Here is a 19,391-nt window from a genome sequence, read left to right on the forward strand (position 1 = left end):
GGGCTCGGCTTAAATTATAGTTCAAATACCAACAATACGTTATTGATCACGCTTTAGTGATGAAACTGAACTGTTGTTTTGTGAGTCTGGGGTATTAAGACCATTAATTTCCGTATTTGCCCAAATCTCTGGATAAGCATCCTCTAGGTTTAGTGGCATAAAGAAGTTAAGCCTTGGAACTGTACCAACTGGCTCAACGCTGTAGCCGTCGCTGTAGTCAATAGTACCTACTTGATATTCAATGGTAGCCATTAACCCCGAGTCTGTCACACCAAGTAGCTCCCACTTAAAACGACGCTGAAAGACAAACGCACTGTTCTCTCTAAGACCATTTAGCGTTAAAAGGTCACCCTCTTTTTGCCACTGAAAGTTATAAAGCGCGCTGTCATCCACAAAACGAGAATCAGGTAAGTCTGGATCAGAATAATCTATCTCGGCAAAAACCCTACCGGCAGTACCATCACTATCAAAGTAGTAACTCCACAAATCTTCCGCTAGTGGTAAATCATTAACAAAAAGCGAAGTATTCATGGTAGAAGCCCACACCATTGGTGGCGTAGAGGTTACGTCAAAACTTTCAGGCATGCTGAAGTCGATAGCATGCATATCAGCCGCATACTTTATTACGTTTCCGGCCTCTTCATATTCGTACACAGCAATTAAGTAGTCATTCTGCTTTTTGAACGGTGTTACTGTAAATGATTTACCATTTACAGATAAACTAATTGTACCGCTGTCGAAAGCCCAACTGCCCTGAGTACCAAACAAACGAGAAGTGACCGTGTTGTCATCGTTAAAAGTAAGGTAATCGCTCACCATGCCTTCTAGGGAAATTGGGTTACCTTCTCGGTCGTTTAAGCTGTACTCAAACTCACTGTTGTAAGCGACTACCCAAGGCGATGCCAACACATCTTCACGAGAAAGCGAAATGACTTCAGAAGTATCACTGTAAATAGAGGTGTAAGTTTGAGGATACTCTGTGACAAACTTAGGCGCTCCATAGCTCTCATCAACTGCTGGCGTTATCGTTAGCTCTATAACTTGTGAAACGTGAGCAATCGCATTACCACCATTTTCGTACACTAATTCGAAACTCTCAGAAACTGGACGTTTTTCTATTCTCCATTGTGCAGAGTAACCTTCTTCATCTGCTGCAAGAATTTGCAATACTGTTTCTTCATCGAAGTATTCAAGGTAGTTCGATGGGCTTGGCGGAAATTCAAGGCTTGGGGTTGCATCGGTGTTCACCACTACAAGCACCCCATCATCTACCGACCAACTAACACTATCTGAAAAAATGTTGTAATAGTTTTCGGCTGACGATTTGCTTCCTGTTCCATCGGCATTGAATGTATAAACAGGCGAACCTTTAGCCGCTTGGTACATTCCTGCGCTATAGGTTGCAAAGGTTTTGCCCGCTATCGATGATTCACTGTAGCTTTGTTGAAGCGTGTCATCTTCTAATGTTTCAACACGGGCAGCATTAATTGCATCCGCGTACGCATCGGCATAGGTACCGTCTTCATTTATCAGCCCTAAATCATTTAAGTAGGCTCGAATGGTAGTGAGAATATTTTCTTCACTGTCGGCAAAGAATGAAACCGTATCCGTACCTTCAGGTAACGAAAAGTCTTCATTGTCAGCAAGTACCTTTATAAAGCTTGCAAGGTCTAACACTTTCTCAAAATCGGCTTCACCGACGTAAACGTCAAAGCTTGCTTCCCCACCGTCGTTTACGTACTGAGTGTACATGATAGAAAGCGCGGTGCTTACATGGGTGATTTTACTTTCTAAGAGCAGTGCATCCGAAAGCTCACTAGTATTGTTTTCACTTGCAAGCGCTCTTAAATCTAAGAAATTACCCACCCGCGACATTAGGCTTACGTGGATTTGATCACCCACCCCGTTAGCGTTAAGCACTAAATAACCAGGGTTTTCACTTACAAGAATTGGAAGTGAATATCTGCCACTGCTATCAGTAGTTGCAGTCGCCAGAACGTCACCATTATTGTTAGTAGCAGTAACCTCTCCATTGTTTAAAGGCGCATCAGTTGCAATACCAGTGATTGTGACAGACTGTTGGTTAGTGATCGTAACCGTTGAACTTGATGACAATTCACCATCGGTAACTTCATACGAAAAGCTCACATCGCCCATTGCTTGCGCTGAAGGCGTATAAACCAATGTATTGTTTGTAATGGTGACTTCGCCGACATCAGGCGTGCCGACTGAAGAAATAGTAAGCGCATCACCATTTGGATCGCTGTCATTCGCTAACACGTCAACAGTAACAGCTGAATCGTTCAGCGTGGCTGCAGCATCAGCAGTTAGAATGGGAGCTTGGTTTTTTTCGTCTGAACCACCGCCGCAGGCAGAAAGAAAAGTTGCACTTACAACAAGCGCAATAATGCTATGTTTCATTACTAAACGTCCTTATCAATTTTTATAGTTTTTTTAACAATACCATTTAATTTCCAAAGCATAATAGCTTACGGAAGTTCGAAATGCATTACTTAGAAAGTCGAATGTAAATAAATGGCACAGATAGAGATATAAATGGAAAGCGTAAGATACTGTGAATATTGAAAACAAAAAACCAGCTTAACAGCTGGTTTTATTACGTGTTCATAAGCTAATGAGTGTTAGTCAGCGCCGAATAAATCACGGCTGTACACTTTCTCTAATACGTCTTCAATGTCTTCTGTTACGCGGTTCGCAACGATGACATCAGAAATGGATTTAAACTCTTCTAAGTCTTTAATTACGCGGGAGTGGAAGAAATCGTCTTCGGTAATTACTGGCTCGTAAACCACTACCTCAATACCCTTCGCTTTGATACGCTTCATGATGCCTTGAATGGCACTCGCTCTGAAGTTATCAGACCCAGACTTCATGATTAAGCGGAAGATACCCACCACTTTAGGCTGACGACTCACAATAGAATCGGCGATAAAGTCTTTACGGGTGCGGTTAGCATCAACAATAGCCTGAATCATGTTGTTAGGCACGTCACTGTAGTTTGCCAACAGCTGCTTAGTGTCTTTAGGTAAGCAGTAACCGCCGTAACCAAAGCTTGGGTTGTTGTAGTGATCGCCAATGCGCGGATCTAACCCCACACCTTCAATGATTTGTTTCGTGTTAAGACCGCTGCGCTCTGCATAGCTATCTAGTTCGTTAAAGTAAGCAACACGCATGGCCAAGTACGTATTCGCGAAAAGCTTGATAGCTTCAGCTTCAGTGCTGTGAGTGAAAAGTACATTAATGTCTTCTTTAATAGCACCTTGCTCTAGCAATGCTGCGAATGTCTTTGCACGCTCGCTTTGCTCACCCACAATAATCCGGCTTGGGTACAAGTTGTCGTAAAGGGCTTTACCTTCACGTAAGAACTCTGGTGAGAAAATAATATTTTCAGTGCCATGGCGCTCTTTTGCTTCAACAGTAAAACCTACTGGAACGGTAGACTTAACCACCATTACCGCATTAGGGTTTACTCGCATAACTTCTTTAATTACCGCATCGACTGAGTTGGTATTGAAGTAATTGGTTTGCGCATCGTAATCTGTAGGCGTTGCGATAATGACAAACTCGGCATCTTTATAAGCAAGTTCAGTATCTAACGTTGCTCTAAGGTTAAGCTGCTTGTTATTTAGGTAGTCTGTAATTTCTTTATCTTCAATAGGAGACTTTTTGTCGTTTAGAAGATCCACTTTTGCAGGAACTACATCTACCGCAATCACTTCATTGTGCTGTGCTAGTAATACTGCATTAGATAAACCTACATAGCCTGTGCCTGCAACGGCTATTTTTAAACTTTTCGACGTATTATCCATTTACTATATCTCCAATTCTTTTAGGTGTAACTATACAAATAAGACTCACTCTAAACATTGTGCATGAGTTTTTTGAAATAATCATGAAAATGCATCATAAAGGTGCCTAGTGACCTCAAATACTAAATTACTCTTTACTCTAAACACGCGTTTTTGTGAAAAATCGTAATTTAGCGATAAATAAGCAATATACGCGCCTAATATTAAATTTGTATTTATTAGTGCTTAATAAACACAAAACCCTACTATCATTTCATAGCAGGGTTCCTAAGGCACTTTCATTCAGTGGGGTACTAACCTTTAATCGCCAGCACCTAAGCGTTCGCCTTGATAACTACCATCTAGTACCGCTTTCCACCAGCCTTCGTTGTTTAAGTACCATTCAACGGTTTTGCGAATACCGCTTTCGAAGGTCTCTTGGGGTGACCAGCCTAACTCACGTTCAATTTTAGATGCATCAATCGCGTATCGCATATCGTGACCAGGGCGGTCTGCCACATAAGTGATTTGCTCTGAATATTTACTGTCTTTAGGTTGAACATCATCCAAAATGTCGCAAATTGTATTCACTACTTCAATATTTTGCTTTTCGTTATGGCCGCCTATGTTATAGGTTTCGCCAATTTTCCCTTCAAGGGCCACTAGCACCAATGCGCGGGCATGATCTTCCACATACAACCAATCGCGAATTTGATTACCTTTACCATAAACCGGTAGTGGCTTGCCTGCTAAGGCATTTAGAATAACTAACGGAATTAGCTTTTCAGGAAAGTGATATGGGCCATAATTGTTCGAACAGTTGGTTACCAATGTAGGTAACTTGTAAGTACGTAACCATGAACGCACTAACTGATCAGAAGACGCTTTACTTGCAGAATAAGGCGAGCTTGGTGCATATGGCGTAGTTTCAGTGAATAACGGCAGTTCAGCGCCCTCTTCTACTTCATCTGGATGTGGAAGGTCACCATAAACTTCATCAGTTGAAATATGATGGAATTTAAAGCCTTCTTTTTTCACATCATTAAGCGTTGACCAATATGCACGTGCTTGCTCAAGCAAGGTATAAGTACCTACAACATTGGTTTGAATGAACTCACCAGGGCCGTCAATTGAACGATCTACATGAGATTCTGCCGCTAAGTGCATAATGATATCGGGTTGATGGGTATTAAGAACGGCTTTTACGCCGTCGGCATCACAAATATCGACTTGTTCGAACGCATAGCGCTCGTTATCTGATACAGACAAAAGCGACTCTAAGTTACCCGCGTAAGTAAGCTTATCTAAGTTTACGACTTTATGTTCTGTATCATTAATAAGATGGCGAACTACTGCCGAGCCAATAAACCCCGCACCACCTGTTACTAAAATTGTTTTCATACGTGTGTTACTCAATAATTATGCTTTTAACTCATCCATCATGGCAGACAATTGAGTACGCCAATGTGTAAGATTAAGTGATGAAAAAGTATCTCGTGTGCTGGTTTTATCTAGCACGCTGTAATGCGGTCGTGAAGCCGGTGTGGGGTACTGAGAAGAAGGAATAGGCAATACCGGAATAGCCGAAGACAACAAACCTTTTTCAATGCCAAGCTCTTGAATGGCTAGCGCGAAATCGTACCAACTAGCTACGCCTTCATCAGTCCAGTGATATACACCTTGGGTTTTATTTTGCGCTGCACTTACGCACACTTCTGCCAACCCTTTAGCCCACGTAGGCGTGCCAATTTGGTCGTCAATCACCGACAATTGCGGTTTATCTGCCATTAAACGCAGCATGGTTTTCACAAAGTTATTGCCATGTGATGAATACACCCACGCAGTACGAATTAAGCAACTTGAGTTAGGAAGTAGTTCCAGCAAGGCTTTTTCGCCATCCGCTTTGGTTTTACCGTAAACCCCTTGAGGCTCAATAGTGTCATCAGTAAGATAAGGCGAACCTTTGTGGCCGTTAAATACGTAATCTGTAGATACGTGTACTAAAAATGCACCTGATTGCTTACAGTACTTTGCTAAGTTTTCAACTGCTGTGGCATTTATCGCGTGGCATAAATCGAAATCTTCTTCTGCTTTATCTACCGCAGTATAAGCCGCTGCGTTAATAATAACGCTTGGCGCTAGTTTGCTTAGCGTTTCAGATAATACAGATTCGTTGGTAATGTCAGTATCTTCAGGGCCTAAACAAATAGTGTCTTCACCTAAAATACGCACCAACTCAAATGACAATTGGCCAGCATTGCCAATAACTACAATACTCATGTTTAATCCTTAAAACGTAGGGGCATCGACAAACGCTACGCCGTTTTCATCTTTTCCAGATAAAGAAGGTTTTTCACCGTTAACTAAAGGCCAATCGATGTTTAAAGTTGGGTCGTCAAACTTAACCGACACTTCTGACGCTGGGTGATAGTAGTCGGTACACTTATATACGAACTCAGCAGACTCACTGGTTACATAAAAGCCGTGAGCAAAACCTGCAGGTACCCATAGTTGTCGTTTATTTTCCGCCGACAGTAAAACGCCTACCCACTTTCCATACGTAGGTGAATCTTTACGCATATCAAGAGCAACATCATATACTTCGCCGCTGACTACGCGAACCAATTTACCTTGAGTTTGTTCTAACTGGTAATGCAGACCACGAAGAATACCTTGGCTGGATTTTGAATGGTTGTCTTGCACAAATTCAACGTCTGCACATTCTTTTTTAAACCAGTCGGTGCGAAAGGTTTCAAGAAAGAAACCGCGCTCGTCGCCAAATACTTTTGGCTCAATGATTTTAACGTCTGGGATGTCTGTTTTAATTACTTGCATTTACTTTCCGTACAAACTGGCAAATTAGATAAGAAGAAAGGTGGCATTGCCACCTTTTAAAAGTTGAAGTGATGTTAAATTTTAACCCTGTCGTTGATGACTTTAAGCAGATAATCGCCATACCCACTTTTCTTAAGTGGAGCTGCTAGCTTTTCGAGCTGTTCAGCGTTTATATAACCCATTCTGTACGCCACTTCTTCAGGGCAACAAACCTTTAAGCCCTGGCGCTTTTCTATCGCGGCAACAAAGTTTGCTGCATCAAGTAATGAATCCAACGTTCCCGTATCAAGCCAAGCTGAGCCTCGGCCCATTAATTCAACCTTCAAACTGCCGTCTTGCAGATAAAGATTGTTAAGGTCGGTTATTTCTAGTTCACCACGATGTGAAGGCTTCACTTCTTTTGCGAAATCGACAACGCGATTATCGTAATAATATAGGCCAGTAACCGCATAGTTAGATTTAGCAACGGCAGGCTTTTCTTCAATTGAAAGCGCGTTCCAATTATCGTCGAATTCCACTACACCGTAACGCTCAGGATCGTTTACGTGGTAGCCAAATACGGTAGCACCGTGCTCTTGCTTATATGCGTTTTGCAGCGAAAGCTTTAAATCGTGGCCGTAATAAATGTTGTCTCCCAACACTAACGAACAACTGTCATTTCCAATGAACTGTTCACCAATAAGGAAAGCTTGCGCAAGGCCGTCGGGCGATGGTTGTACCGCATATTGGATATTCATACCTAACGCAGAACCGTCACCAATAAGGTCGATAAAACGTTGCTGCTCTTCTGGCGTGGTGATGATAAGTACATCACGAATGCCCGACATCATTAACGTCGTTAACGGATAAAAAATCATAGGCTTGTCGTAAACAGGCATAAGCTGCTTACTCACCACTTTAGTTAACGGATGTAAACGTGTGCCAGATCCGCCAGCTAGAATAATTCCTTTTCTCATACAACAGCTCACTTATATTAAATCTTTTGATTTCCATGTTTAGAACATCATAACTTGAATGTAGCCATACTACCAATCTCACAGCCCCGAATTAAAGGCCTAGCGGCCTAAGATGATATTAATTGACTAAAGCGATAAGAGAACGTGGCTTAACTTTAAACTAATTTTTAAATGCTTTTAAACTTTTAGAAGGCGATAGATTTACTATTTCTCCCCCGTTTGATTCGAAATAAAGTCTAGCGGTCCAAAATGATTGGCCTATGTTGCGAAAAGAGGGCGGTATCCAAGGCTTCCCATCCCGGTAATTTTTAATGAAGTGATTACCTTCCCCACTTACAACATTAGAACTTCGATTTTTATCCTGCTCATCAAACTGATACCCATAGTCAAAGCCCAATAAGAATATCCGCTTAATACCCATATAGGCTGCAATTTGCATTGCTACATATGGTGTTGACCCCCCGGGCGTTACAAACTTAGCAACATCCTCTGAAAATAAAGCAGGAAAAATATTGACCAATTTCAACCAAATATAGTTTCCGCTCAACGGTAAATTACTTTCTCCTGCTAAAAAAACTTTAGCCTGAGATTTGTTTATCATTTCTTTACCGAAATCTTCTATCATTTGCTGGTCTGCACTGACCAAATAATCTGGCCTAATACTTGTTTGATCATAGGCTAAATAGAAACGATTAAACGCAAAAAAAATATGATTATCAAATTTTGATAGCAAGTTGAGATCTAAACTTGGCCCATTACCAATAAAAACGGCATCTTTTCCTTCATGAAGTCCCTTAAGGGCTAACAACTCTTTCATTTGAGGGTGGTGAGTATCATTGAGTAATTCTTTTGGAATTGGCTGTTCAGGCCCAGATTTTGGAAGAATAGGGACAAAATCGGCTTGGGTATCTGCAATTTTCTTTTCATGAATATAGACTTTGCTGAGAGGTGCGTACCATTGTTCTTTACTCTTCTCTAAATAATCAATGGGAGCCAAGTCAGATAAACCATTCTTACTCCAGTATTTAACCTTTAAATAATCATCGTCTATATTACAACTCAATACACCTTGTTCAATGATGGATGGTGACGGGAAAGTAAAACTCTGGAATACATTATCTTCAAATTCAACTATTAGCTTCAAACTCCCAATAATTGAACTGTCATAAAGGAATCCCGACCCCGCGAGAATAGTTTTATGTTGCTCCTTCCGAATTTCAACCCAAAAATCCGCTAATGGGGAAGTTGACTTAGAAACAAAAGCTTTACTTATTTCATTAACTCTAACTTCAACGAGCTCCGCTATGAAAGCAAATGTCCCTGCAAATTTGTGAGATTCACAAACATAAAATTTAATTTCTAAATCCATTTTGAATTACTTTCTCAGTGTTTATTTACTGCACATAACATGAACGACGGGAAAGGTTTACCTAGAAACATGTTCCCACTACTTTTTACGCCTTCATAGCATGCAAAGTCGAAATTATGGCTATCAAGAAACGAAATTAATTGGCTGAACTTTTGTGAAAAATCCTTCACGTCCGAATGAATTTCAATTAGCAATCTTTTACACAGCTTGATTTTATCTTCGACCGAGCATAATACATTAAACTCAGCACCTTCAATATCGCACTTTAGTAAATCAACAGGCTTAGTTAAAAAGGTGTTTAAATCAATACTCTTTGTTTCGACACTTAATAGCTCACGGACGTTAAGTCGATCTCTTTCTACAGAAGTTGCCCCAAGGCCCCCCCAAACTCTAACGTCTTTAGGGATTTCGATACAGATATCATGCTGCGATGTTGACAAAGCTCCTTTCTGTAGAACTACCCTACCGTTTTTGATTTCACGACTTAAGTTATGCTTAATCATCGTCAGGTTCCGAGGATTTGGTTCTATAGCTTGAACCTCGGCGGTCGGGAATTTATGAGTTATAATCCTTGAGAAAAGACCATTGGCTGCACCTGCATCAATTACATAAGCTAAATCTGACAATGCATTTAGTCCGTAAACGTCGTCTATAATCAATTCGTCTAGTAAAGCTCTCGCATCATTGAGATTAGCAAACTGCATATTCCGGCTATATATTTGGAAAGATTCACCTTTGGCGAAACTTTCTAGTAACATTTTTTTCCAGTTCCGATGAGGAAAGCCTTGTGATTCATAGCTTTTAACTATACTGCTAGCCTTTTGATATTGATGTTCCCCAAGCGCTGACCTAAGTTTCTCTAGCCATACATACGAGTCGGTCAGCTCCAGTGCTAAAATATTATCAAACTTCATGGCTTCGCTTTATTAAAAATGGGAAATTTTTCTCTAGCTCTTCGCTGTCAATGAATCTCGTGTTTAAGCCTATGGTGTACGAAGGATGTAGTGTAAAAAACCGCTTTCCATAAAGATTTTCTCCCAAACCACATGTTTGTTGAACAGAATTTTGATAACCGTCCCAAGTAGATTTCTGACGATGGACATCAAATGTTGGGTGGCACTGATGCCCAGAATCGACTAGGTTATGTAACTGTGCTTTCTTTGAGTGTTGCCAAAAATCCTCATTTAAGCTTTCATCGGGATTTTTACCATCACAGCCAAGAACAAACACAGTATCTGAAAATGTCGAAGCCGTCGGCGCCATATGAATATTAAAGACACTATCTAAACACGGTAAGTTCCAATCACTATTTAAATCATAGTTAGGTAAAAAGCCCCGTTGATCACTAACTAACACTTTATCTGCCACATCCGGATATTGCACCATAAACAAATAACCGAATTGAGATGTTGTCAAAAACATACAATCAGTGCTTTGTAGAGTTGAGTGCAATCTTTCCCGATATTGGTGTGCATATTCAGAGATACCGAAGTGGCTTACAACGTCGCCAGCAGATAAAAAATCTGGCTTTATCGCATCCATGAGCTCTTCACTCAGAATAATTGTATTACAAGCGTGTGTAAAACATCGAGAGAAGTCAAATTCAGACGCTAAATCTATACTAGGGCCGGTTCCAAATACAGCTGCTGCTTTGTACTCTTTATTGGAAAGCCTTTTTAAATAATTTTTAAATCGAGAGTGGCTAGACTCTATAATTTTATCTTTATCGGCGTTTGAAGTTAACTGCCATAAAACTTTACAGTAATTACCATATTCAGCAGTATCTAAGTCATTAGTTGTTATATTAAAAGACCTTATACCGAGTTTCTGGAATTTTTGTATTAGCATTTCACTAGGATAATCCCATAATAAAACACATTTAGCTGCAACCAATGATTCAATATCCATATCTTTAAGATCGCAGATATGCTCGGAAGATGAAATTGGGGGGGCCATATATTCAGGCCGCTCCTGAATACTAGCATCATCATCTGAGAACAGTTTCACCTTTTCAATCACGTTTTTTTCATAAGGTAAATACCAGCGAGCCCGATGATAATGATTGGTTAATTCTTCACTAGATTTAAACTTCGGATAATAAACAACCGCGTTAGTTACACCTGTTTTCCGCCTAATTGCTTTAAGCTCTTTCATACTTAAGTTTTCAAAAAGCTTTTCCATTAGCACCCAACCTCAAGTAATTCCATTAACGCCTCAAAGCGAACTCTAGTTACAGAAATTTCTCTGAATGCGAAACTTAAATGTCTCAAGTCTTGTCCTCCTGCCTTAAAAGACTTAGTGACCCTAAAAGTAACTTCGCAAGCTTGTAAATCAGTTTTTACCGGCAACAAAAACTGCAAACGAACACCATTACCATCTTGGCCGTTTGCCGACCAAATTACGGCTTGCCCATCAACATGTATTTCTAAGTACTCTAGTACTTCACTACTGACCATTGACATAACATCACAATAGACAATACAACAGCTTTCGTTATTTGAGAGCAATGATACCGAACAGTCCTCCCCAGAAGCCATCCAGCGATAAAAAACATCTCCATTCTCACTGGAATAATGCTCAGGATCATACCAACCAGAACCATGGAATGACTTATCAAACTTGATTAGATCAATATGTTCCATTGTTTGCATACTCCTCGATTAACGCTTTATATAAGTGAGATTGTCGTTCACAGTTAAATCCTTCTAAATTTTCATCTAGTTGAAAACTAGCGACGTTTTGTACTATCGTTGTATGAATTTCGATGTCGATACTGCGGCCCGCTTTTATACTAGATTGTGACGCACATAAGATAGTTTCAATACTAGTAGAGTCGAGCATTAGACCAAAGTAGTCATACTGTGATGCAGAAGCTGTTTGGTTAAGGTATTGTTTGACTTTAGCTCCTAAAGAATACACTAACGACTCGACCGGATACTTGGCTATAAGTTCCCTGTTGAGCGCCTCTGCAAAGCTCGGCATTCCAGCCAGTAGCGATAGCTTTATCAGTAAAGCTTTTGCGACGACATCATCTTCGGAAGTTAATGTATAACGTTTTAAAATCTCACAAGCTTGAGCGATAAGCCCCAGGTTTAACTTTTCTTTGAACTGCAGAAATAGCCTTGGTTGCAGCTTTTCAAAGTCTTGAATGAAAGTCTTTTTACCAGCTTCAAACTTATTCATTAAATTAGCATCTTTAGACCCGGTATTAGTGAGAACACCTCGATAGTAGTTTAATGATGCAGCTTTATTAATTTCATCATTAAACGCGGTTCGACGAACTTTCTTCCACACTTCAGAATCAGAAGAAAGTTTCACTATTATAGCTTCTAGCTCTCGTGAACTCAGTTCACTGCTCAATTCAATAACGCCAACTAAGCGATTCATCGTACTTAGATAAGATTCAAGTTGCCCCTCTAACAAATTTACGCTAAACATACTTTGTCGCATGAATTTATAAAGGTCATCGTTATTTTGGTATATAACTGAACTTGCGAAATAAGGGAGGGAAGTCATTGGAGATTTTGACGCCAACCGCACGTCTATTGAGAGCCCTTGTTTTTGAAGGCTTTGCATCACCTGCTCAAAGTTAGCCAATAAACGAATTGTTTTAGTACAAAAATTATCAACAACGATAGTTACAAGCTGATTTGGTCCATTGACTAACCATGCCTTTCTGTCTCGACTTACTAACAAACTATTTGGAACAATGAAGGTACTATCACCAGTCCCCCCTTCTAATTCCCCAACATAATTACGAGAAAATATCTTATTACTTGTCCGCACTTTTCTCGTCAAGTCCAAACTAGCAACTTGGGGGCATACTGAGACATTGGCTATTTCGATGAGTTCAGGATATAAAAATTCATCAACACAGATGATTTCGAAATAACTATATTGATGTAACATTTTGAGTAGCAAAATACCAACTTCGCCACGAACCTGTGGGGCATTTAGCTCCGACTTCCCAATACTGATGAATCTATTAAGGCTGAACTTAAAACGCTGTGCAAACGTTTCAATCGCAAAATCCTGAGACAGAACATCAACACCAATACCTTTTTTATTTAGGTGAACAATTAGATCTAATAAAGTATTTGAGCCTAGTTCAACATCGATTACAGATGTATTTTGTACAGTTATCAATACTCGACTTGCGCTATTGATACGAATATCAGTCTTAGGATCAAACCCTACACCATACAATAACTCTTTAATTATTGCCTTCGACTCAATATTTTTACTGCGCTGACCGATGAACTTACTGACCAAAGAGTTCAAGTCGAAAAATGCTTTTGTAATATCTTCGCTACAAGCCTTAAGTTCAGCGTTTTTGACATCTATCCATTTGTCTGTTATCGACGATAATCTTTCCGTAAATCGAGTAAAACTTGCTACATATAATGCTCGCTCAACTGCTTCTGGTTGTAGTCGATAATTTGTTGCAAGTGCTTTGTTAGCTAGGTGCTTGAAACTCTCCCAATCGCCATTAGGAGCATATATCAAGTGCTCTTCACAGGTCTCTCGTAAAACTGGTAAGTCAAAAGCTACCGTTGGAGTTCCTACCGCTAAAGCTTCTATAGGCGGGTAGCCATAACCTTCAAATTGAGACGGAAACAATAGTAAGCAGGCTCGAGCTAGCTCTTCAAACTTTTCTTGATCATTAATTTTGATCTTATATTCAATTTCAAAACCAATTTCAGTCGCTAAATTGTTTAGTAAACCTATTACATCTTTAGGGAGGTCAGACTCACCGCACAGAAAAACTACAGTATGATTTTTGAAACCATCCCCCAACGTATCAACGATGTTTTGCCAGCCTTTGTGCGCGGAGTAACCGTGACGAGGAAAAAAAACAATAACTCGCTTTTCTTTGTTTTTTAATTCACAGTAGCGTTCGGCGTATGTCGAATTAATAGGGGCATAGAGCGATTCAAACAAACAAGAATCACGACTATTCAAGTAGTATTCTTGGGCATATCCCCGACTAACATCTGTAGTTGACAAAATTAAACTGGAAAATTTAGAAGTCACCTCCCAGTATTTCCATAATTCAGGGTCACGATTGGGGAATACCATAGAATTGAACCAATTGGGAGACTCAAAATTGACAAGCCCCAACCTCGCGCCACAATTCGTTGCGTAGTCAATCGCTCCTTTATACATATCACCATTCTTATCCATACCCGGTATAACAATGATGTTTTCAGCGGTGTAACTTGGATAGCTAGTTGGATCTAGGAAATTACTAGTGGTTTTTACATGGATATTTCGATGACCTGGCATATGAGAAAAATCATCAATAAAGTACGGACGATTATCTGTCATAACTGTCACTTGGTAGCCTAGGGCTGCGAAACCTTCAGCCAGTAGCCATCCATGATACCTTCCCCCAGAATAATTGTGCGGCGGCATTCGACCCCACAATACAATATGGGACTTAGTTATCTGAAGTGAGGTGCAACCACCAAATTCTTGTAACGTACCACTGGCGTTGTACGTTACGTCAAGTTTCGAATCATCAAATTGAGAGTCTTGATTTTCAAATAATCGACTAAAGTCACGCTTGTGGCGAATTAGAGCAGCTGGAGGCCTTAATTCCCGATCGAATGATAGACTGACGTAGTTATCTACGTCGTAAACAATAGCATTCCCCCCCCAACCTCTAGCGAGGTAATACAAATAAGACCTTGGTGTAATTAAATATTGGGATGATGCGACTTTAGTCTTTAGCTCATAAAATTCATCTGGACTAGCATAAGCTGAATCATAATCAGCAATTAAGTAAGCTATTCCAAGATTATCTAGAGAACTGCTAACATCTTTTAACCAGCGCTCTTTATCTGGGTCAAGGTAATCAGCAAAATCTGGAACGATCAAAGCTTGATTACTAGGTTCAGACATTAAGTCTTCTTTGGCGACAAATATACCTGAGCTTACTAACGGAGTATCTGATATATTTAGTTCAGGATCATTATCTGGGGTATAGATTCCCTTCAGAAGACCAGTTAGCGAAGCCAGTTTTTCCCTACGTCCCTCTATTGTCAGATCATAAACCCATTCAGTATCCAAAACACCTGATGAAAGGCCAATTGAGGGCAGACTTCTTAAAATGGGGTCTGAATACCAAGAATTAAAACAATTAGAAGTATCTAAGGGGATAAGAACTTGACAATTTTCAGCGCCTATTTGTTCAACGAACAACTCAATTTGATGTGGGAGTAATACACTCTTCTTGAATCGGGATTTGCTAAGCGAAATCAACTCAGGATCTTCGGAATATAACTCAACTTCGGCTGAGTTAACTAAATTTTCAAAAAAAAATAGATGACTCTTTCTTTTTACAATTAATATCTGCATTTTACGACCCTTATTCTTCCCAGCGTATATTTTCACGAATCAAACGAACTGGGGCCCCAGCATAAATGCAATTCTGTTTTAGTTCTTTAGAGACAAACGATTTTGCTCCTACCACAGTTCCGCTCCCTATATGTGCGCCCCCTTTTACTAGGGTATCCTCAGCAATCCATACTCTATCTTCTAAAACGATATCTTTGCTTCTGTTGATACGAGCACCTGTTTCAATATCCATAATTTTGTGGGAGTCAGAGGTTCTAAATTTCACTTGAGCAAATAAACAATTTTCACCTATAGAAATTTTATCATTATCCTCACCTAGATTGGCGAATAGACTAGCATTACATTTAGTCCCCGACCCAATAGACATTTGAGTATTTTTACCTTTGAAGTTCAAACTACCTGCCAAAACCACATTTTGCCCGATGAAAAGAGTACAATTATCCTTAAAAAAGTTAATGTCTAGTCTAGAGCATTTAAAATTTCTACCTATAACCAGCTTATTTCCTTGCCCTATGAAGTTAATATTAAGGCCCGGTAAATCACTCTCTTCTGTCTCTAATTTAATCGTGTTTTCGTCTACTCTTCCAATCAACTTCATTCTTTAACCTATTTAAAACTATAAGTAATCAAGTGGATCAGTAAAGTCAGATAATCCGGCAATGGCAGCTCTGCCCATCGCCAAAATTGCCTCTTTTGAGCTTCCGCCAATATGACTTGTTACAACTACGTCACTTCGTCTCACTAGTGCATTATTCTTAGGCGGTTCAATTTCGAATACATCTAATCCAGCGGCATGAATATGGCCGGACTCCAAATGCTGAAGCAAGCTAAACTCATCGATCAACCCACCTCTAGCTGTATTTAATATATAAGAACCAGGCTTCATTGAAGACATCACCTTATCACTTATAAGGTGGTGGTTTTGCTTATGATAAGGTACATGTACTGTAATCAAATCACACTCTTCAACTATTTTGTTCCAAGAAGAAGGAGTGACACCATCATTTTCCATTTCTTGCTCTAACCCTTTAATATCATAAGCAACGACATCTGAGCCAAAAGCCTTAAACAAACGCGAAACCTTAGAACCAACGTGCCCATATCCAACCACGCCCACTTTTAACGATGACAATTGCAGCCCCTTAACTTGTGTCCATTCTCCACCAGCAACTACTGCTTGAGATTCGGATACTTTTCTAACAATATCTAGGGCCAGAGCAATTGTCAGCTCGGCAACGGCGATAGAATTAACGCCAGCTGTCCAACCAAGTTTTATATTCGATTTAGACATAGCATGTAAGTCAAGTTTATCCAGACCAACTCCATATTTACCCACCACTTTTAGTTCTGGAAGCTGCTGGATAACTTCTTCAGTTAAGTATTCTAAGGCAAGAACAGCTCGTTCCATCCCCTTTAAGAATTCGACTAATGAATCGCCATTTAGGCTAATACCTGCGTCATTAAATTTTGTATTCGGAAATTGTTTTATCAGCTCTTCACGAAGTATTTTGTTCTGAGAAAATGAGCGAGAACAAACGGCTACTTTTGGCTCCATTATTTTATACCCTACTTGTTGGTCCAATATTTAACTTCTGATTCTTTTTCTAATTTTTTAATTTTTAACAGAGACTCTGCCAATTCAAAATCACTTTCCTTACTAATTTTCACGGCTTTTATTGGGTCAATTGTCAACAATTCACGCTTCTTGCCAATATATGCAGATCCAAGAATTTCATAGTTTTCAACAAATTTCTTTGCATCCCATACCGTGACAGCCCAGTTCAATATTTGGACACTAGGGTTTTCTTGAGTTGGGGCTAGTTGACCAGACAAGTCTATATTGACTTCTTTACCATCACAAAACGTTTGCATTTGCGTGGACTCACAAGTAATTACTGTATCGCAGTCTGAATTTTGGAATTTCTCTAGCGCCGCTTTCACTTCTACAACCGTAATTAAGGGACATACCGGACTAATCATCACCAGAGTATCTGGCTCCATTGTTTTTATAAAATCGTATGTGAAGTCATCACCTGAGGCAGTATCTGAAGCCAACTGCCCATTTCTTCTGTAGCCTTTAGCGCCTAGAGACTCCGCTAATGCGAGCATATCTTCAGAGTCAGAATTTACATATACTTCATCGCACACTTCTGCAGCAATAGCACACTCTACTGAGTAAGCCAATAGTGGCTTGCCATCGATGTACCTTAAATTTTTTGCCTTTACACGTTTGCTACCAGCTCTCGCGGGAATATGTGCAACTACTTTACCTAAATCTCTCATAGATCTCGCTCATATGTTCTGTTGTTAAAGAATGACGATATTAGCGCTTCGATATCATCATTTACGGGCAATGTAGTTTTATACATATTGCCTATCCCTTCAGTTAAAATAACTTTGATTTGCTTTCCAACATTCTTTTTATCTTTTGATAGTGCAGTAAAGTAGTCAGATATATCCACTGCAGGTAGTGCTTTGCTCTTCCATATACAAGCTAATATCGTTCTAACTTTGTTTCTAAATTCTTTGTCAACTAAGCCAAGTTGAACCGAGATACTGTTAGCTAGATCTATCCCATAAGCCACTGCCACACCGTGCGGTACTTCAAAATTAGTACAAGCCTCTATAGCATGACCGAACGAATGTCCGTAGTTGAATATATTCCTTGGACCAGTGTCAAATTCATCTATTTCAATCATTGATTTCTTAATGCCTAAACTGCGCTCAATCAATTTTGCCAAAACTATTTTGTCGCTTTGGGCGGCTACAATTTCGCTCCCCAAATCCTCTAAATTTGTATCCTTTTGTAACAAAAAATAATGCATCATCTCGCCCAATCCAGAGCAAATTTCTAAGTTTGATAAAGTTTCAATGAAAGAGAAATCAATAAATATTTGGCGAGGAGGGTGAAAACCACCAAGTTGATTCTTATAGTCACCTATGTTCACTGAAGTTTTTGAACCGATGCAACTATCACACTGCGTCAGCAAATTAGTCGGGAAAAATACCCAATCCACGCCTCGGAACATTATCGAAGCACTAAACGCCGTAATATCTTGAACAACTCCCCCACCAATCCCCACTAAACGGTTATTTTTAGAAAAACCAAAGCCAATAACACGATTGATCAGCTCACCTATTTTTTCATAAGTTTTTGCGTTTTCATTAGCTTCTACCACTTCTATATAGTGCTCATCCAATAAATCGCATATGTTGGGATACAACTTTTGAATGTTGCTGTCCAAGATAACAACATCACCTTCTAGTAAATTACTTTTTAACGCATCTAAATGCTCGGTGAATTCTACTGTGTACTCACCTTTGAACGACTGAACTAAAAAATTTTTAAACATGAGAAAAACCACCATCAACAACAATATTCTGACCTGATATATAAGAATTCCTTTTACTTAGGAGGAACTCAACTACCTCAGCAATTTCTCTCGGTTCAGCCATTCGATTAATAGGCACCTGAGATGTAAGCGATTTGGTTTCTTCAGGGGTTAAACTTCTTGCGGTCAACTCGGTATTAACAAAACCAGGGGAAACCATATTGACCAAGATGCCTTGCGACGCCAATTCTGCCGACATCGCTCGCGTCAAGCCAATTAATGCAGATTTAGAAGCACTATAACTAGCTCGACCACTCTTAGAGATTACGCTCCAAATCGAGCCGATATGCACAATACGCCCATGACTCTGAGAAGATTGTAATTTTTTTACTACGGCTCTGCTTATTACAAAACTTGCTTTTAGATTGGTACTAATTACCTGGTCAAAGTTTTCATCTGTGATTTCAGCATAAGGCTTAATGATGTTGATACCTGCATTATTTACTAAGCCAGATAGTGATGATACGTTAGATATAACTTCACAAAACTTACGTATTGATGCTTCGCTTGTTAATTCAAGTGATTGATAGCTAATATTTGGAGAGGACAGTTTGTCATCCTCAGAAGGATTCCTGCCTGTTGCAATAACTTTGTAACCATCTTCTAGCAATTTTTCACAAATCGCTAAACCAATTCCTCTTGTACCACCCGTAACAATAACTGTACTCAT

The 19,391-nt window shown here is 39.7% G+C and carries 16 protein-coding genes; all 16 read right to left on the reverse strand.

Going from position 1 to position 19,391, the window contains the following annotated elements; translation table 11 throughout:
* Positions 1–39: 39 nt before the first annotated feature.
* Positions 40–2,421: an Ig-like domain-containing protein gene (locus FLAVO9R_RS17545; RefSeq protein WP_159533427.1), complete on the reverse strand. Its 2,382-nt coding sequence runs from the start codon at positions 2,419–2,421 to the stop codon at positions 40–42.
* Positions 2,422–2,642: 221 nt separating this feature from the next.
* A complete protein-coding gene (locus tag FLAVO9R_RS17550) occupies positions 2,643–3,830 on the reverse strand; it encodes a nucleotide sugar dehydrogenase (RefSeq protein ID WP_159533429.1) in 1,188 nt (395 codons plus the stop codon).
* A gap of 300 nt (positions 3,831–4,130) precedes the next feature.
* Positions 4,131–5,210: a dTDP-glucose 4,6-dehydratase gene (rfbB, locus tag FLAVO9R_RS17555; protein WP_159533431.1), complete on the reverse strand. Its 1,080-nt coding sequence runs from the start codon at positions 5,208–5,210 to the stop codon at positions 4,131–4,133.
* A gap of 18 nt (positions 5,211–5,228) precedes the next feature.
* On the reverse strand, positions 5,229–6,089 hold the full coding sequence (gene rfbD / locus FLAVO9R_RS17560) for a dTDP-4-dehydrorhamnose reductase (RefSeq protein ID WP_159533433.1): 861 nt from the start codon (positions 6,087–6,089) through the stop codon (positions 5,229–5,231).
* Positions 6,090–6,098: 9 nt separating this feature from the next.
* Complete coding sequence (rfbC, locus tag FLAVO9R_RS17565) at positions 6,099–6,644, reverse strand: dTDP-4-dehydrorhamnose 3,5-epimerase (RefSeq protein WP_159533435.1); 546 nt, start codon at positions 6,642–6,644, stop codon at positions 6,099–6,101.
* A gap of 74 nt (positions 6,645–6,718) precedes the next feature.
* Complete coding sequence (gene rfbA / locus FLAVO9R_RS17570) at positions 6,719–7,600, reverse strand: glucose-1-phosphate thymidylyltransferase RfbA (protein ID WP_159533437.1); 882 nt, start codon at positions 7,598–7,600, stop codon at positions 6,719–6,721.
* A 160-nt stretch (positions 7,601–7,760) separates the two neighbouring features.
* Positions 7,761–8,969: a 6-hydroxymethylpterin diphosphokinase MptE-like protein gene (locus FLAVO9R_RS17575; protein WP_159533439.1), complete on the reverse strand. Its 1,209-nt coding sequence runs from the start codon at positions 8,967–8,969 to the stop codon at positions 7,761–7,763.
* A 14-nt stretch (positions 8,970–8,983) separates the two neighbouring features.
* Positions 8,984–9,883, reverse strand: a complete 900-nt coding sequence (locus tag FLAVO9R_RS17580) for an FkbM family methyltransferase (RefSeq protein WP_159533441.1) — start codon at positions 9,881–9,883, stop codon at positions 8,984–8,986.
* Positions 9,873–11,150 carry a hypothetical protein gene (locus FLAVO9R_RS17585; protein WP_159533443.1) on the reverse strand — a complete coding sequence of 426 codons (1,278 nt, stop codon included), beginning with the start codon at positions 11,148–11,150 and terminating at the stop codon, positions 9,873–9,875. Before FLAVO9R_RS17585 ends, FLAVO9R_RS17580 begins: the two co-directional genes overlap by 11 nt.
* Complete coding sequence (locus FLAVO9R_RS17590) at positions 11,150–11,611, reverse strand: hypothetical protein (protein ID WP_159533445.1); 462 nt, start codon at positions 11,609–11,611, stop codon at positions 11,150–11,152. Before FLAVO9R_RS17590 ends, FLAVO9R_RS17585 begins: the two co-directional genes overlap by 1 nt.
* A complete protein-coding gene (locus tag FLAVO9R_RS17595; RefSeq protein ID WP_159533447.1) occupies positions 11,598–15,329 on the reverse strand; it encodes a glycosyltransferase in 3,732 nt (1,243 codons plus the stop codon). Before FLAVO9R_RS17595 ends, FLAVO9R_RS17590 begins: the two co-directional genes overlap by 14 nt.
* Positions 15,330–15,339: 10 nt before the next feature.
* Positions 15,340–15,927: an acyltransferase gene (locus FLAVO9R_RS17600; protein ID WP_159533449.1), complete on the reverse strand. Its 588-nt coding sequence runs from the start codon at positions 15,925–15,927 to the stop codon at positions 15,340–15,342.
* Positions 15,928–15,945: 18 nt separating this feature from the next.
* A complete protein-coding gene (locus FLAVO9R_RS17605; protein WP_159533451.1) occupies positions 15,946–16,884 on the reverse strand; it encodes an NAD(P)-dependent oxidoreductase in 939 nt (312 codons plus the stop codon).
* An 11-nt stretch (positions 16,885–16,895) separates the two neighbouring features.
* A complete protein-coding gene (locus tag FLAVO9R_RS17610; protein ID WP_159533453.1) occupies positions 16,896–17,612 on the reverse strand; it encodes an acylneuraminate cytidylyltransferase family protein in 717 nt (238 codons plus the stop codon).
* The gene (locus FLAVO9R_RS17615; RefSeq protein WP_159533455.1) at positions 17,609–18,682 is read right to left on the reverse strand and encodes an AroB-related putative sugar phosphate phospholyase (cyclizing); all 1,074 of its coding nucleotides are present in this window, start codon (positions 18,680–18,682) and stop codon (positions 17,609–17,611) included. Before FLAVO9R_RS17615 ends, FLAVO9R_RS17610 begins: the two co-directional genes overlap by 4 nt.
* Positions 18,675–19,391 carry an SDR family NAD(P)-dependent oxidoreductase gene (locus tag FLAVO9R_RS17620; protein WP_159533457.1) on the reverse strand — a complete coding sequence of 239 codons (717 nt, stop codon included), beginning with the start codon at positions 19,389–19,391 and terminating at the stop codon, positions 18,675–18,677. Before FLAVO9R_RS17620 ends, FLAVO9R_RS17615 begins: the two co-directional genes overlap by 8 nt.

It is taken from the genome of Alteromonas sp. 38 (assembly GCF_902506055.1).
Taxonomy (GTDB): domain Bacteria; phylum Pseudomonadota; class Gammaproteobacteria; order Enterobacterales; family Alteromonadaceae; genus Alteromonas; species Alteromonas lipotrueae.

Bases quoted from the DNA above. Each gene is read 5' to 3' on its own strand.
- FLAVO9R_RS17545 (WP_159533427.1), bottom strand. From the start codon at position 2,421: ATGAAACATAGCATTATTGCGCTTGTTGTAAGTGCAACTTTTCTTTCT.
- FLAVO9R_RS17550 (WP_159533429.1), bottom strand. From the start codon at position 3,830: ATGGATAATACGTCGAAAAGTTTAAAAATAGCCGTTGCAGGCACAGGC.
- rfbB (WP_159533431.1), bottom strand. From the start codon at position 5,210: ATGAAAACAATTTTAGTAACAGGTGGTGCGGGGTTTATTGGCTCGGCA.
- rfbD (WP_159533433.1), bottom strand. From the start codon at position 6,089: ATGAGTATTGTAGTTATTGGCAATGCTGGCCAATTGTCATTTGAGTTG.
- rfbC (WP_159533435.1), bottom strand. From the start codon at position 6,644: ATGCAAGTAATTAAAACAGACATCCCAGACGTTAAAATCATTGAGCCA.
- rfbA (WP_159533437.1), bottom strand. From the start codon at position 7,600: ATGAGAAAAGGAATTATTCTAGCTGGCGGATCTGGCACACGTTTACAT.
- FLAVO9R_RS17575 (WP_159533439.1), bottom strand. From the start codon at position 8,969: ATGGATTTAGAAATTAAATTTTATGTTTGTGAATCTCACAAATTTGCA.
- FLAVO9R_RS17580 (WP_159533441.1), bottom strand. From the start codon at position 9,883: ATGAAGTTTGATAATATTTTAGCACTGGAGCTGACCGACTCGTATGTA.
- FLAVO9R_RS17585 (WP_159533443.1), bottom strand. From the start codon at position 11,150: ATGGAAAAGCTTTTTGAAAACTTAAGTATGAAAGAGCTTAAAGCAATT.
- FLAVO9R_RS17590 (WP_159533445.1), bottom strand. From the start codon at position 11,611: ATGGAACATATTGATCTAATCAAGTTTGATAAGTCATTCCATGGTTCT.
- FLAVO9R_RS17595 (WP_159533447.1), bottom strand. From the start codon at position 15,329: ATGCAGATATTAATTGTAAAAAGAAAGAGTCATCTATTTTTTTTTGAA.
- FLAVO9R_RS17600 (WP_159533449.1), bottom strand. From the start codon at position 15,927: ATGAAGTTGATTGGAAGAGTAGACGAAAACACGATTAAATTAGAGACA.
- FLAVO9R_RS17605 (WP_159533451.1), bottom strand. From the start codon at position 16,884: ATGGAGCCAAAAGTAGCCGTTTGTTCTCGCTCATTTTCTCAGAACAAA.
- FLAVO9R_RS17610 (WP_159533453.1), bottom strand. From the start codon at position 17,612: ATGAGAGATTTAGGTAAAGTAGTTGCACATATTCCCGCGAGAGCTGGT.
- FLAVO9R_RS17615 (WP_159533455.1), bottom strand. From the start codon at position 18,682: ATGTTTAAAAATTTTTTAGTTCAGTCGTTCAAAGGTGAGTACACAGTA.
- FLAVO9R_RS17620 (WP_159533457.1), bottom strand. From the start codon at position 19,391: ATGAGTACAGTTATTGTTACGGGTGGTACAAGAGGAATTGGTTTAGCG.